Below are 13,335 nucleotides of genomic sequence, written 5' to 3'. Positions count from 1 at the left end.
CTTCACTTGGCGTTTTATAAAAATTAACGGCCAGGGATTTGACGATCAGGCATTGGGCGATCACGAATTGGGCAATCAGGAGAAACGATGGCGATCACCTTTCGTCAGTTGCAGGTCTTCGTCGCGGTGACTCATGAGCGGACGCTGACGGCGGCGGCATCGACACTGTTTCTGACCAAGCCGGCAGTCAGCATTGCGCTGGCAGAATTGGAGAAGCAGTGCGGCCGTACGCTTTTCGATCGCCATCGCAACCGACTCCATCTCAACGATCAGGGCCGCCGGCTGTTGCCGATGGCGGACGAACTGCTGGCCCGCAGCGAGGCAATCGAGCAGCTGTTCGACAACGACGCCCTGGGCGGGCATCTGCATATCGGTGCCAGCTACACGATCGGTCATCAGTTGCTGCCGTCGCTGCTGCGGGACTTCCGCCTCGAGACCGGGCATCGGGATCAACGGGTCACCATCGCCAATAGCGCGGCAATCTGTGCGTCGCTGGAGGCGTTCGAGCTCGATATCGGCATGATCGAGGGGCGTGCAGCGGGAGAGCGTTTCCACGTGCTGCCGTGGCGGCGCGATCGGATGCTGATCGCGGCGGCCCCTGATCATCCATTGGCGCATCGGGGCAGGATGGCGGTTGGTGCGCTGGCGGACTACGGATGGCTGCTGCGAGAGCCGGGCTCGGGGACTCGCGAACAGTTCATGCGCTTCATTGCGCCCCAGCTGCCGCAATGGGAGCTGAGCCTGGAGATCAACTCGGCGGAGGCGATCATCAATGCTGCCGCGGCCGGTCTCGGATTGACGTGTCTGTCCGCACTGGAGGCGCGTCACGCCCTGAACGATGGTCGCCTTGTCGAGATCGAACTGGCGCTGGATATGACCCGCGAATTCAGCCTGGTGCTGCACCGCGACAAGTATCGTAGCCCGTTGATCGAGCGGTTCGTCGAATTCTGCCGCGATCGGAGTGACAGCTTCGCCACCTGAGCCGTGAACCCGGCCAGCCACCGCGCGCCCCGATTCCGAGAAGCGAACTCGGGGCGCCCGGCCTTGGTGCTGCGGACAGTGGTGAAGTGGATAGTGTTAAAGCGGACAGCGGCGAAGCGGCTACCAGTGCAGCGAATCGCTCGCTGGCGGTATCAGCCGCCGAGGAACGACGACATCGCCTTGTCGGTGATCATGCCGCACGCCTTCTTGCCCACCTGATCCTTGAGCTGGGTCAGGCTGAAGGTCTGACCGTTCCCGCCATCGAGCAGCCCGCTCAAGCCTTGCTGGTAGCTGTCGCTCTCCTCGGCCTGACTCTGGCCGCCGATCTTCTCGAGCAGGCTGTTCTTGACCTTGTCGGTGGTACTTTCGGTATAGCCCTGGTCCTGGCAGTAGCCGAGCACGCCGGCCACGTTCTGCATGCTACCCAAGTTCATCGAGCCGGAGCCTAGCGAGCTCAGCAGCGACGCGCCGCTGGCGGTGCCCGTACTCTGGGAGGATTGGCCGGACATCATCTCGCCGGCGTTTTTCTTGACGCTATCGAAACTGTAAGCCGAGGCCATTGGCGAGGCCGCGACGGAGACGGTCAGCAGCGTGGCGGAAAGGAAACGAAGATTCATCAAATGAGACTCCTGGCTGAAAAAGAAACCCTGCAGGCGAGGGTCCGATGAAGCGATTCGCGGCTGGTGACGCCATGTTGACGATGGGCGATGAGACGCCAAGCTAGCGCTGTCCTACGCTAGGGTAACCATGAATGGCCGTGCCGGCCTGGCGGGACGATCTCCGGAAGATCACATTGACCGAAGACGAAACGCCGAACCGGCGTCATGGTCTAGGCTTGGAGTGTCGGAAGGGATTCGATGTTCCCTCGAAAAAAGGAGATGTCATGATTATTACCGTTGGCGAATTCAGGAAAGTGCTCGAAGAGTATGACGATGATCTGGAATTGAGTTTCAGCGGTCTGGAATATCATCGTGTTCGGGCCAAGGGCGAGATGCATCTGGAAGTCGAGTTCGAAGAGAAAATCTTCAGGGACAAGGTGGGCCACATCAAGGTTCATGGCGAGAAGCACTGAGCTTGTCGATCGGCCTCCGGGCTCCATCGAGATGATCGTTCTCCGGCGCCGCAGCGAACGGGGTGGAGCGCGAAGGACGGGCCGCGAAGAACGATGGGGCCCGCCAGGCGGCACGGCGACGTTTCGCCGTGCCGCTCTTTTCCGTTACCGTTACGGCCCACCGATACCAGGGAGCGGTACCCATGGATGATTCAACCGCTGTGACACGGGTCGACGTCGCCATCGTCGGGGCCGGGCCGATCGGCCTGTGTTTCGCCAATGCGTTGTCGCGTCAGGGTGTCAGCGCCATGCTGATCGATCGTCAGCCGCGCTCGGCGATGATGAATCCCGATAGTGATGGCAGAGAGATTGCGCTGACCCGGTCCTCCCAGCAGATCCTCGATAAACTTGATGTCTGGTCGCGAGTCGAGCCGGCCGAACGCGCCCGGATGCGTGGTGCCAAGGTTTTCGATGGCCAGTCGCTATTCGCGATGCAGATTGCGCCGGATGCGTCGAAAGACGAGCCGCTGGGCTGTCTGGTGCCCAATCGGGTGATCCGGCGAGCGGCTTATGCGGCGTTGCAGACCACTACATCGCAGGCGGCGCCCGGGCCGGGCGAGATCCTGTGGCGTGACGAGCAGGAAATCGCCCACTTCCAGACCGGCGATACCGCCGTCGATCTCGTTCTCGAGAGTGGCGAGCGCATTCATGCCTCGCTGCTGGTGGCGGCGGACAGCCGCTTTTCCACCACGCGCCGGGCCATGGGCATCCCCGTTCACAGCTATCAGCACGGCCAGCACATGCTGGTCTGCCGCATGCATCATGACGAACCTCATGATCAGACGGCGTGGGAGTGGTTCGGCCATGGCCAGACGCTGGCGCTGCTACCGGTCGATACCCACTGCTCGTCGGTCGTGCTGACGCTCTCTCCGGCGGACATGGAGAAGCAACTCGCGCTGAGCGTCGAAGCGTTCGACGCCGATATCACCCGACGTTTCGGCGGCCGCCTCGGGGCGATGCGTCGGGCCGCCGAACCGCACCGCTATCCGCTTGTCAGCGTCTATGCCGAGCGTTTCGTCGGGCCCCGTCAGGCACTGATCGGCGATGCCGCCGTGGGCATGCATCCGGTAACCGCACACGGCTTCAATCTCGGCCTGCAGGGACTGTCGCGGCTGGCGGATCTGATCGGTGACGCGCGGGCGCAGGGCGAGGACATTGCATCGTCATCGCTGCTCAGGCGCTACCAGCGCGAGCAACGTCTGGCGACCGCGCCACTGTTTGCCGCGACCCTGGCGATCGTCGGTCTGTACACCGATGACCGCACACCGGCCAGGCTATTGCGCAAGGCGGTGCTGCGAGCCGGTGAGGCGGCCTGGCCGGTCAAACGGCTGATCGCCGGCCATCTGATGCGCTCGTCGAACTAGTCGCACTCGACACGTGGCCGCCGGATGCCATTCGTCGGGCGATGCCGGGAAGACTCTGGCTCTCGCCTTTCTCTTCTCAAGACCTTTCTCTCTCAAGAGGAGTTCGTATGGATCTTGCAATGGTGGGACTCGGGCGCATGGGCGCCAACATGGCCGAGCGGCTGGTACGCGCCGGGCACCGCGTGGTGGGCTCTGACCCCAGCGAGGAGGCGATGGCGAAGGCGGCCGAGAAAGGCATCGAGTCGTCGGCATCGCTGGCGGCGGCCGTCGAAGCGTTGCCAGCGCCCAGAATCGTCTGGCTGATGGTCCCGGCCGGCCCGCTGGTCGACAAGCTCATCGCCGAGCTCGAACCGATGTTGTCGAAGGACGACATCGTGATCGACGGTGGCAACTCGATGTACAAGGACACCGTGCGCCGGGCAGAAACGCTGCGCGAGCATCATCTTCACTATGTCGATGTCGGCACCAGTGGCGGTGTCTGGGGGCTGCGGGAAGGCTACAGCATGATGGTGGGGGGCGAGACGCCCATCGTCGATTCGCTCAAGCCGCTGTTCGAAGCCCTGGCGCCGGCCGCCGACAAGGGGTGGGGGCATGTCGGCCCCAGCGGTTCCGGCCACTTCACCAAGATGGTCCATAACGGCATCGAGTACGGCATGATGCAGGCCTACGCCGAAGGTTTCGCGATCATGGAGCGCAAGGATTTCGATCTCGATCTGCATCAGGTCGCCGAAATCTGGCGTCATGGCAGCGTGGTACGCTCCTGGCTGCTCGATCTCACTGCCGACGCGCTGGACAAGAATCCATCGCTCGAGGGTATCGCCCCGTACGTATCAGACTCGGGTGAAGGCCGCTGGACCGTGGCCGAAGCCATCGAGCTCGACGTCAGCGCACCGGTGATCACGCTGTCGCTGCTCGAGCGTCTGCGTTCCCGCGAGCAGGACTCCTACGGCGACAAACTGCTCTCCGCCATGCGTAACGAGTTTGGTGGCCACGCGATCAAGAAGGACTAGTCCGGCGCTGCTTTTACCACCCGATCGAGACGCTTGAGCTGTCCGCGCGATTTTCATCGGCTACCAGATGTAGTGTCTCGACGCGCCGGGCGGCACAAGCCTCCGGCGCGTTTTGCGTCCCGAGGCACGACTTTTTGACCCTTGACATGGCGTGAGGCGAGCTACCATGCGGGCTCCGTGAGGGCCCGAAACTGTCCACAGGAAAGTCACAGAAAAAGACCACATCTATGCTTGGAAAATGGGTGGGCTACCATATATAGTGTTTTCCAGAAGCAGCGGAGGCGGTGAGAAAACCGGATCCTTACGCTGCCCAAGCCTGCACCATCGGCCGTCGGTGGGCGATTTTTCCTGTCAAGGATGGTTATCATGAGCATCACGATCTATAGCAAGCCTGCCTGCGTCCAGTGCAACGCCACGTATCGCGCCCTGGACAAGCAGGGAATCGACTATACCGTGGTCGACCTGACCCAAGATGCGGCTGCGATGCAGCGTGTCCAGAATCTGGGTTATCGTCAGGTCCCCGTCGTGGTGGCAGGTGAAGATCACTGGGCCGGCTTCCGTCCGGACAAGATCAGCACGCTGGTAGCCTGATCCGACCCTTTCGAATTTGTCGGGCTAGCGCGGAACCGGGTTCCGCGCTGCCAGAAACCGCGCAGGGCGCAGGAGAGCCGTCATGGCTGGGCTGGTCTATTTCTCGACCAAATCAGGCAATACACGGCGCTTCGTCGAAAAGCTGGGATTACCGGCAAACCGGATTCCACTGAACCGAAGCGACCCGTCCCTGCAGGTTGAAGAACCCTATATTCTCGTTGTACCGACCTACGGTGATGGCGACCCGCGTTCCGCGGTACCCGCGCCAGTCATTCGTTTTCTGAATGACGAACACAATCGGTCCCTGATTCGCGGCGTGATCGCCGGCGGCAATACCAACTTCGGCCATTCCTTCGGTCTGGCCGGTCGAGTCGTTGCGCAAAAGTGTCAGGTACCGCTTCTCTATCGTTTTGAACTGATGGGCACTGTCGAAGATGTCCATCGAGTCCTCGCAGGAGTGACCGAATTTTGGAAACGCTCAGCCTAGATACCGGTACGGCAGCGCGACCCGCCGCCGGCGCCGAACATAACGCCAAGGCGCTCGACTACCACGCGCTCAACGCCATGTTGAATCTGTACGATGCCGACGGCCATCTGCAGCTCGACAAGGACCGCGAAGCGGCGCGTCAGTATTTTCTGCAGCACGTGAACCAGAATACGGTGTTCTTTCACTCGCTGAAGGAAAAACTCGATTACCTGGTGGAAGAGAGCTACTACGAGCAGAGCGTGCTCGATCAGTACGATTTCAGCTTCGTCACCGCGCTGTTCGATCAGGCCTATGCGGCGAAGTTTCGCTTCCAGAGTTTCCTGGGCGCGTTCAAGTACTACACCAGCTACACACTCAAGACGTTCGACGGCAAGCGCTATCTCGAGCGTTTCGAAGACCGTGTCTGCATGGTCGCGTTGAGCCTGGCTCGCGGCGACGAGACGCTGGCCAAGCAACTGGTCGAAGAGATCATTCATGGCCGCTTCCAGCCGGCGACGCCGACCTTCCTCAACTGCGGCAAGCGTCAGCGCGGTGAGCTGGTGTCGTGCTTCCTGCTGCGCATCGAAGACAACATGGAGTCCATCGGGCGCTCGATCAATTCGGCGCTGCAGCTCTCCAAGCGTGGCGGCGGCGTGGCGTTCTCGCTCTCCAACATCCGCGAAGCCGGCGCCCCGATCAAGCGTATCGAGAACCAGTCCTCCGGCATCATTCCGATCATGAAGATGCTCGAAGACGCCTTCTCCTACGCCAACCAGCTGGGCGCGCGTCAGGGCGCGGGTGCGGTCTATCTCAATGCCCACCATCCGGACATCCTGCGGTTCCTCGACACCAAGCGCGAGAACGCCGACGAGAAGATCCGGATCAAGACGCTGTCGCTGGGCATCGTGATGCCGGACATCACCTTCGAGCTGGCCAAGCGTAACGAGGACATGTACCTGTTCTCGCCCTACGACGTCGAGCACATCTACGGCGTGCCGTTCGGTGACATCAGCGTCACCGAGAAGTACGAAGAGATGGTCGCCGACGGGCGTATCCGCAAGAAGAAGATCAACGCCCGCGAGCTGTTCCAGACCATCGCCGAGCTGCAGTTCGAATCCGGCTACCCGTATCTGATGTTCGAAGACACGGTCAACCGCGCCAACCCGATCCACGGCCGGATCAACATGTCGAACCTGTGCTCGGAGATTCTGCAGGTCAACACGCCGACCGAGTACGACGACGATCTCGGCTATCGTCAGGTCGGCGAGGATATTTCCTGCAACCTGGGCTCGCTCAACATCGCCAAGACCATGGATTCGCCGAACTTCGGCACCACGGTGGAAGCGGCCATTCGCGGTCTGACCGCGGTCTCCGAGATGAGCAACATCACCTCGGTGCCGTCGATCGCCGAAGGCAACGCCAAGTCGCACGCCATCGGCCTGGGGCAGATGAACCTGCACGGTTATCTGGCGCGTGAGCACATCCTCTACGGTTCGGAAGAAGGGTTGGATTTCACCAACATCTACTTCTATACCATCGCGTTTCACGCCATTCGCGCTTCCAACCGCATCGCCATCGAGCGCGACAAGCGCTTTGCCGGCTTCGAGAAATCGACCTATGCCAGCGGTGAGTACTTCGACAAGTACACCGAGCAGGCGTGGGAGCCGAAGACCGAGAAAGTGCGCGGGCTGTTCGAGAAGAGTGGTATCGAGATCCCGACCCAGGACGACTGGCGCGAGCTGAAGGCATCGGTCATGGCTCATGGGCTCTTCAACCGTAACCTGCAGGCGATCCCGCCGACCGGTTCGATCTCGTATATCAACAACTCCACCTCGAGCATCCACCCGGTGACGTCCAAGGTCGAAATCCGCAAGGAAGGCAAGCTGGGTCGCGTCTACTACCCGGCGCCGTATCTGACCGACGACAACCAGGAGTACTACCAGGACGCCTACGAACTCGGCCCGGAAAAGATCATCGATACCTACGCCGAGGCGACGCAGCACGTCGATCAGGGCCTGTCACTGACGCTGTTCTTCCGCGATACGGCGACCACCCGTGACGTCAATAAGGCGCAGATCTACGCCTGGCGCAAAGGTATCAAGACGATCTATTACATTCGTCTGCGTCAGGCCGCCCTCGAGGGGACGGAAGTCGAGGGCTGCGTTTCCTGCACTCTGTGATCGTCCTTCCATAACGACCGACTTTGCGTGAACGCGCCGGGAAACCATGGCGAAACGTCTTTCCCGGCGCCAACCGAACGAGAGCACTCCCATGGATATGCCCGCTACCTCTGCCGCCCGTCACCTGAATCGGGTCGATGCGATCAACTGGAACCGTCTTCAGGACGACAAGGACCTGGACGTCTGGAACCGCCTGACCGGCAACTTCTGGCTGCCGGAGAAGATTCCGCTCTCCAACGACATTCCCGCCTGGAATACGCTGACGGAGAAGGAGCAGCAGCTGACGATCCGCGTTTTTACCGGTCTCACGTTGCTCGACACCATCCAGGGAACGGTGGGCGCGCCGGCACTGATCGAAGATGCGGTAACCGCCCATGAAGAGGCGGTTATCACCAACATCAGCTTCATGGAGTCGGTCCATGCGCGCTCCTACAGCTCGATCTTCTCGACGCTGTGCACCACGCGCGATGTCGACGACGCCTATCGCTGGAGCGAAGAAAACCCGTTCCTGCAGAAGAAGGCCGAGCTGATTCTCGAGCGCTATCGCGCCGAAGACCCGCTGATGCGTAAAGTCGCCAGCACCTTCCTGGAGTCGTTTTTGTTCTACTCCGGCTTCTATCTGCCGATGTACTGGTCGAGCCGCGCCAAGCTGACCAATACCGCTGATTTGATTCGTCTGATCATTCGCGACGAAGCGATCCACGGTTACTACATCGGCTACAAGTTCCAGCGTCAGTTGGCCAAGCTGCCGGCGGAGCGTCAGGAAGAGGTCAAGATCTACGCTTACGAGCTGCTGCACGAGCTCTACGACAACGAGGTCAAGTACACCGAGTCGCTCTACGACGACGTCGGCTTCACCGAGGACGTCAAGAAGTTCCTCCACTACAACGCCAACAAGGCGCTGATGAATCTGGGCTTCGAAGCGCTGTTCCCGGCCAGTGTCACCGATGTCAGCCCGGCGATCCTCGCCGCGCTGTCGCCGGGATCCGACGAGAACCACGACTTCTTCTCCGGCTCAGGCTCCTCCTACGTCATCGGCAAGACGGTCAGCACGGAAGACGACGACTGGGCATTCTGAGCTTCATGCGAGAACGGGTCATCGTGTTTCCTGAAAACCGCCTCCGGGCGGTTTTTTCATGTCGGCACGAGGGGAACGACAATGTCAGGCTTTGCCGATTTGGTGATTCACCCTTCCACGTTCACTGCACACTGCCTGCACGAAACGGCGAGATAGTACTCCTGCACCGCGTCTCGGTGCGCAACCGGAGTCGAAGTCATGAAATTTCAAAAATCACTCATCGCGCTGGCCGTTGCCGCTTCCACCTTGTCACCGCTGGCCCTGGCTGCAGCCACTGAACAACCCAAGCAACCCGCGCCTCACGAAGCGCGCATGGTGCATGGCAATCCGCTCAAGGACGCCGTGGTCGCCAGCTGGAATCTCGACAAAGACGAGCTGGCCAGTCTGGCCCAGGCCGACAGCGATTTCCGCGCAGGCCTCAAGCAACTGCACGGTGATTCCAATGATGGCGACGACAAGGCCGCACCGGAACAGCGTCGCGCCGCGATGGAATCCCTGCTGGAGCAGCAGCGTGAGCAGCTGGCCGGCGTGCTGACCGACGAACAGCTGCACGCCTACCAGATGCTGGAGCGCCCGCGGCCTTCGATGATGCGTCATCACGGTGGCCCGAAGATGGATCCGGCGCAGATGAGCGCACAGCTCGAAAAGCGTTACGCGCCGCTGTTCGCGACCTGGGATCTGAACCAGGATCAGAGCACCAAGGTGCTGAACGCCGAACGCACCTTCTTCGATGGTCTGCATCAGCTCAAGCGCCCCGATCCCAAGTCTGACGAGGCGGCGAAAGACTCCCGCGGCGCGCAGTTCAAGCAGCTGCTCGAACAGCGCCACAGCGCGCTCTCCGAGGTACTCGACGACGAGCAGGTTGCCGCTTTCGAGGCGCTGACCCAGCCGCCACGCGGCCCGCATGGTGGCCCGAATCATGGCCCGCAGCCGAAACACGAAGCGCCCGCGGCCAGCTGAAGCCATCGCCACACCTGTCGATTGTCAGCATTGCGAGCCCTTCTCCGGAAGGGCTTTTTCGCGTCTCCCCTCATACCATCGCCTGACGTCTCCAGCCGCAGTTGTTAGTCTTTAGCCGAACGCGCCTTGTCATCCACCCTCTGCGATCGGAAACCCTCTCATGGAAGATCAATGGCTCGCCTGGGCCAAACGCCTCTCGGCGCTGGCCGGTACCGGGCTGCACTACTGCCACGACAAGTTCGACCGCGAGCGCTATGAAGAGGTCGCCGAGCTCTCGACCGCGATGATGGCGGCGCTGGGCGATATTCCCATCGGTCGGGTAAATCTGGCGCTGGGCGAGGGCGAAGGGCACGTCACGCCCAAGATCGATGTGCGTGCGGCGATCATCGACGACGGCAAGATTCTGCTGGTGAAAGAGAAGATGGACGGGCGTTGGACGATGCCCGGCGGCTACGCCGAAATCGGGCTGTCGGCAGCCGACAACACGGTCAAGGAGGTGTGGGAAGAAGCCGGCGTCACGGTCGCGGTCAAACGGCTCTACGCCATCCGCCACAAGGCCAGGCACGCCTACCCGCCGGACGTGCTCGATTTCTACAAGCTGTTCTTCCTCTGCGAGCGCCTCGACGGTGCGCCGCTCGATCCCGGCCATGAAGTGCACGATGCCGCCTATTTCTCGCCCGCCGAGCTGCCGCCGCTCTCGGAGCCTCGCGTCATCGCGCGGGACATTGCCGATGCCTTCGATTTCCATGCCGACCCGCATCGCGCGGCGCTGATCGATTGAGTCATTTGTCGCCGACGTTAAACCTCCTGACATCGAGGCGGTCTATTCAAGGGCAGGGCTTCCCTGCATCGGGGCGAGTGGAAACTGACGGGAGGGGTAATGAACGCACAGAAGATTCTTTCGCAGATCATGAAGCAGGCCGGCGGTGGCGGTAAATCGGCAGGCGGCAGCGGCGGTTTCGACGTTAAATCGCTGATGGGCGGCGGTGCGCTGGGCATGCTGATCGGCAGCAAGCGTGGTCGCAGCATGGGTGGCAAGGCGATCAAGTATGGCGCATTGGCCGGCCTCGGCGCGCTGGCGTGGAAGGCCTGGCAAGCGCACCAGGAGAAGTCCTCCGCGCCCGCCGCCGCAGCCACCACCGAGACCGACCGGCCGCTGGAACAGCTCTCCGGCGAATCTCAGGAGACGCGAAGTCTGCTGATTCTGCGCTCGATGATCGCCGCCGCCCGTGCCGACGGCCACATCGATGCCCAGGAGCGCGCCGCATTGGCCGAGCAGATCGACGCACTGGGCGCCGACGATGAACTGCATGCCTGGGTCGAACAGCAGATGGCCGCGCCGCTGGATGCCGATGCGATTGCGCGCAATGCCGATTCACCCCAGGCGGCGCGCGAGGTCTATCTGGCCAGCGTGGCGATCGTCGATGAGCAGAATCCGATGGAACGAGCCTGGCTCGATCAACTGGCGGCCGCGCTCAAGCTCGACGGCGATCTGTGTCGAACGCTCGAGCGGCAGGCGTCGGAAGCGTCGGTTTAAGCGGGGCTGTGGCTTAACGAACTAGGGCTAAACGAACTGGGGCTATGCGGGACTGTGGCTAAGCCGGGCTATGGCATCTCGCCCGAGGTTCGGCCTCGGGTTGGCGCTGCGTCAGGGTGCCGAAAAACGCCGCCAGGGATAGCAATGCCACCAGGCTGCCATAGGCGTAGGTGGTGGGGATCAGACCGAAATGTTGGGTCGCGATGCCGCCGCAAAGCGCCAGGGTGCTGGCCGACAGGTAACAGATCACGTAGAACGCGGCCATCAGCGCCGACCGTTCGGTAGGCGGCGCCAGCGGCATGACGACGCGCATCGCGCCCATGAACGCGGCGCCGAAGCCGATACCGGCGATCGCCGTGCCCACCAGCAGGATCGCAACCGACTCCAGATAGACTCCCAGCAGCAGACCGGCCATGCCGACGATCAGACAGGCGGTGCCCAGCAGCACGGCCAGCCTTGGTGGTTTGGCGCGCAGGATCAGCACGCTGATGCCGCCGATGAAGGGCAGCAGAAACGTGATCAGGCAACCTACCAGCGGATTGTGTACGCCGCTGATCGTGCCCACCAGTGTCGGCCCCAGCGACAACGAAAAGCCGCCCAGCGCCCACGACGAGACCACGGCCGGAATGACCCGGAACAGCGGACCGCGCACGGCGGGCGGGATTGTCGCGCGGGGGCGAAGCGCCGCCAGTGCGCCGGGCCTTGGCGTTACGCTCTCCGGGATCCGACGCAGACACAGCCCCATGACGACGAGCATGACGATCAGGACCCCGTAGACCAGGCGCATGGGCGCCGGGGCGTAGGTCACCAGCAGGCCGGCGATGAGCGCACCGATTCCCATCCCGGACAGCGGCGCGATGCTGGCCAGCACTGGGCCGCGGGTATGATCGCTGTCGAGCATCGCTGCCGCCAGCGCGCTGGTTACGATACCGGTGGCGATGCCTTGCAGGATTCGCGCCGCCAGTACCCACGCAAGCCCGTCGGCGACCAGGAACAACCCCAACGACAGGATTTCGCCCACGATGGCAATGGCGACGACCGGGCGTCGGCCGATGTAGTCTGATAGCGAGCCGGTGGTGAGCAATGCCAACAGCAGCGCGAACACGTAGCTGGCGAAGACCAGCGTCAGCCAGGTCGTCGAGAAGTGCCAGGTCGACTGGTAGATCTGATACAGCGGCGTCGGAGCGCTCGAGGCGGCGAGGAACGTCACCATCAATACCGCGTAATAGACCAGCGACCCGAGCCTGGGCGCGGGGTAGACATTGGTCGAGCTGCAAGGGGTAGGCGGTGACATCGAGGAATCCGTTAATGCTAAAATTTTGCGTTAATGGTAGTCTGACCGCGCCCGGCGAATAAAGCAAACGCTTTGCGTTTACTAGCGGAACGATGGATGTACCTTATCCGCACCAGGTTTCATTTCGCCGGTTTTAGTCGATTGGATTCATCGAACAGCGCTTGCGGAGAGAGTCATGGCGATCAAGGAAGCCGTTAGGCCAGGGGGGCGCAGCGCCCGCGTGCAGGAAGCGGTCCATCAAGCCGTTCGCGAGCTGCAGACCATCAAGGCTCGAGACGAGCTGACAGTGCCGCAGATCGCCGAGCGCGCCGGGGTTACACCTTCGACGATCTATCGTCGCTGGGGCAATCTTTCGGAGCTGGTGGCCGACGTCTCGGTGGAGCGGATGCGTCCCGACGAGGATCCAGCGGATACCGGCACGCTTGCGGGTGACCTGCTGGCCTGGGGGCAACAGTACCTCGAGGAAATGACATCGGTGCCGGGTCAGCGCGCGCTCAACGACGTCATGGCCAGCGCCCATGACGAGCGGCGAGAGCGCTGCTGCCGTTATAGCGAATCCCTGATGACGACGTTGCACGATCGAGCCCTCTCCCGCGGCGAAACGCCGCCGCCGATCTGCAAGCTCGTCGATGGCGTGGTCGCGCCGATGACGTATCGCCTTCTCTATGACCGCGATTCGGCAACCGTCGACAATCTGCAGCGTTGGATCGACTGCACGCTGAAAGATGGTGACCCCGGGGTCGCATGCCGCCAATAAATCCGT

At 62.0% G+C, this 13,335-nt stretch carries 14 protein-coding genes; 12 read left to right on the top strand and 2 right to left on the bottom strand.

Annotation, left to right across the window (positions count from 1 at the left end):
• Positions 1–87 precede the first annotated feature (87 nt).
• Positions 88–981, top strand: coding sequence for a LysR substrate-binding domain-containing protein (locus DOM58_RS12440; protein ID WP_110693116.1), 894 nt, complete (start codon positions 88–90; stop codon positions 979–981).
• Positions 982–1,133: 152 nt separating this feature from the next.
• Here DOM58_RS12440 and DOM58_RS12435 read toward each other — a convergent pair whose 3' ends face one another.
• Positions 1,134–1,598 carry a DUF2501 domain-containing protein gene (locus DOM58_RS12435; protein ID WP_075560523.1) on the bottom strand — a complete coding sequence of 155 codons (465 nt, stop codon included), beginning with the start codon at positions 1,596–1,598 and terminating at the stop codon, positions 1,134–1,136.
• A gap of 266 nt (positions 1,599–1,864) precedes the next feature.
• On the opposite strand from DOM58_RS12435, the gene DOM58_RS12430 reads away from it, so the two are divergent.
• The 10 genes from DOM58_RS12430 to DOM58_RS12385 all read left to right on the top strand — a co-directional run bounded on the left by DOM58_RS12430 (position 1,865) and on the right by DOM58_RS12385 (position 11,278).
• Positions 1,865–2,053 (top strand): hypothetical protein, encoded by a 189-nt coding sequence (locus DOM58_RS12430; RefSeq protein ID WP_075560524.1) that lies wholly within the window; start codon positions 1,865–1,867, stop codon positions 2,051–2,053.
• A 182-nt stretch (positions 2,054–2,235) separates the two neighbouring features.
• Complete coding sequence (gene ubiM / locus DOM58_RS12425) at positions 2,236–3,456, top strand: 5-demethoxyubiquinol-8 5-hydroxylase UbiM (RefSeq protein WP_110693115.1); 1,221 nt, start codon at positions 2,236–2,238, stop codon at positions 3,454–3,456.
• A 107-nt stretch (positions 3,457–3,563) separates the two neighbouring features.
• On the top strand, positions 3,564–4,466 hold the full coding sequence (gene gnd, locus DOM58_RS12420; protein WP_110693114.1) for a phosphogluconate dehydrogenase (NAD(+)-dependent, decarboxylating): 903 nt from the start codon (positions 3,564–3,566) through the stop codon (positions 4,464–4,466).
• Positions 4,467–4,832: 366 nt separating this feature from the next.
• Positions 4,833–5,057, top strand: coding sequence for a glutaredoxin-like protein NrdH (gene nrdH / locus DOM58_RS12415; RefSeq protein WP_075560527.1), 225 nt, complete (start codon positions 4,833–4,835; stop codon positions 5,055–5,057).
• An 82-nt stretch (positions 5,058–5,139) separates the two neighbouring features.
• The gene (gene nrdI, locus DOM58_RS12410; RefSeq protein ID WP_110693113.1) at positions 5,140–5,544 is read left to right on the top strand and encodes a class Ib ribonucleoside-diphosphate reductase assembly flavoprotein NrdI; all 405 of its coding nucleotides are present in this window, start codon (positions 5,140–5,142) and stop codon (positions 5,542–5,544) included.
• On the top strand, positions 5,526–7,703 hold the full coding sequence (gene nrdE / locus DOM58_RS12405; protein ID WP_245392254.1) for a class 1b ribonucleoside-diphosphate reductase subunit alpha: 2,178 nt from the start codon (positions 5,526–5,528) through the stop codon (positions 7,701–7,703). Before nrdI ends, nrdE begins: the two co-directional genes overlap by 19 nt.
• A gap of 97 nt (positions 7,704–7,800) precedes the next feature.
• Positions 7,801–8,781: a class 1b ribonucleoside-diphosphate reductase subunit beta gene (gene nrdF / locus DOM58_RS12400; RefSeq protein ID WP_110654928.1), complete on the top strand. Its 981-nt coding sequence runs from the start codon at positions 7,801–7,803 to the stop codon at positions 8,779–8,781.
• 198 nt (positions 8,782–8,979) lie between these two features.
• Positions 8,980–9,741, top strand: a complete 762-nt coding sequence (locus DOM58_RS12395) for a hypothetical protein (protein WP_110693111.1) — start codon at positions 8,980–8,982, stop codon at positions 9,739–9,741.
• A gap of 160 nt (positions 9,742–9,901) precedes the next feature.
• A complete protein-coding gene (locus tag DOM58_RS12390) occupies positions 9,902–10,522 on the top strand; it encodes an NUDIX hydrolase (RefSeq protein WP_075560531.1) in 621 nt (206 codons plus the stop codon).
• Positions 10,523–10,621: 99 nt separating this feature from the next.
• Positions 10,622–11,278 carry a tellurite resistance TerB family protein gene (locus tag DOM58_RS12385; RefSeq protein ID WP_110693110.1) on the top strand — a complete coding sequence of 219 codons (657 nt, stop codon included), beginning with the start codon at positions 10,622–10,624 and terminating at the stop codon, positions 11,276–11,278.
• Between the two features lie 58 nt (positions 11,279–11,336).
• Here the strand turns inward: DOM58_RS12385 and DOM58_RS12380 are convergent, their stop codons facing one another.
• Complete coding sequence (locus DOM58_RS12380; protein WP_110693109.1) at positions 11,337–12,572, bottom strand: MFS transporter; 1,236 nt, start codon at positions 12,570–12,572, stop codon at positions 11,337–11,339.
• Positions 12,573–12,747: 175 nt separating this feature from the next.
• On the opposite strand from DOM58_RS12380, the gene DOM58_RS12375 reads away from it, so the two are divergent.
• On the top strand, positions 12,748–13,329 hold the full coding sequence (locus DOM58_RS12375; RefSeq protein WP_110693108.1) for a TetR/AcrR family transcriptional regulator: 582 nt from the start codon (positions 12,748–12,750) through the stop codon (positions 13,327–13,329).
• The last annotated feature ends 6 nt before the right edge of the window (positions 13,330–13,335 follow it).

This window comes from Salinicola halophyticus, from assembly GCF_003206695.1.
GTDB lineage: Bacteria > Pseudomonadota > Gammaproteobacteria > Pseudomonadales > Halomonadaceae > Salinicola > Salinicola halophyticus.
Note: the sequence above shows the minus strand (reverse complement) of the source record. Positions and strands in the feature narration are given on the sequence as shown.

Bases quoted from the DNA above. Each gene is read 5' to 3' on its own strand.
- DOM58_RS12430 (WP_075560524.1), top strand. From the start codon at position 1,865: ATGATTATTACCGTTGGCGAATTCAGGAAAGTGCTCGAAGAGTATGAC.
- DOM58_RS12380 (WP_110693109.1), bottom strand. From the start codon at position 12,572: ATGTCACCGCCTACCCCTTGCAGCTCGACCAATGTCTACCCCGCGCCC.
- DOM58_RS12435 (WP_075560523.1), bottom strand. From the start codon at position 1,598: ATGAATCTTCGTTTCCTTTCCGCCACGCTGCTGACCGTCTCCGTCGCG.
- DOM58_RS12390 (WP_075560531.1), top strand. From the start codon at position 9,902: ATGGAAGATCAATGGCTCGCCTGGGCCAAACGCCTCTCGGCGCTGGCC.
- gnd (WP_110693114.1), top strand. From the start codon at position 3,564: ATGGATCTTGCAATGGTGGGACTCGGGCGCATGGGCGCCAACATGGCC.
- DOM58_RS12395 (WP_110693111.1), top strand. From the start codon at position 8,980: ATGAAATTTCAAAAATCACTCATCGCGCTGGCCGTTGCCGCTTCCACC.
- nrdF (WP_110654928.1), top strand. From the start codon at position 7,801: ATGCCCGCTACCTCTGCCGCCCGTCACCTGAATCGGGTCGATGCGATC.
- nrdI (WP_110693113.1), top strand. From the start codon at position 5,140: ATGGCTGGGCTGGTCTATTTCTCGACCAAATCAGGCAATACACGGCGC.
- DOM58_RS12375 (WP_110693108.1), top strand. From the start codon at position 12,748: ATGGCGATCAAGGAAGCCGTTAGGCCAGGGGGGCGCAGCGCCCGCGTG.
- DOM58_RS12440 (WP_110693116.1), top strand. From the start codon at position 88: ATGGCGATCACCTTTCGTCAGTTGCAGGTCTTCGTCGCGGTGACTCAT.
- nrdH (WP_075560527.1), top strand. From the start codon at position 4,833: ATGAGCATCACGATCTATAGCAAGCCTGCCTGCGTCCAGTGCAACGCC.
- DOM58_RS12385 (WP_110693110.1), top strand. From the start codon at position 10,622: ATGAACGCACAGAAGATTCTTTCGCAGATCATGAAGCAGGCCGGCGGT.
- ubiM (WP_110693115.1), top strand. From the start codon at position 2,236: ATGGATGATTCAACCGCTGTGACACGGGTCGACGTCGCCATCGTCGGG.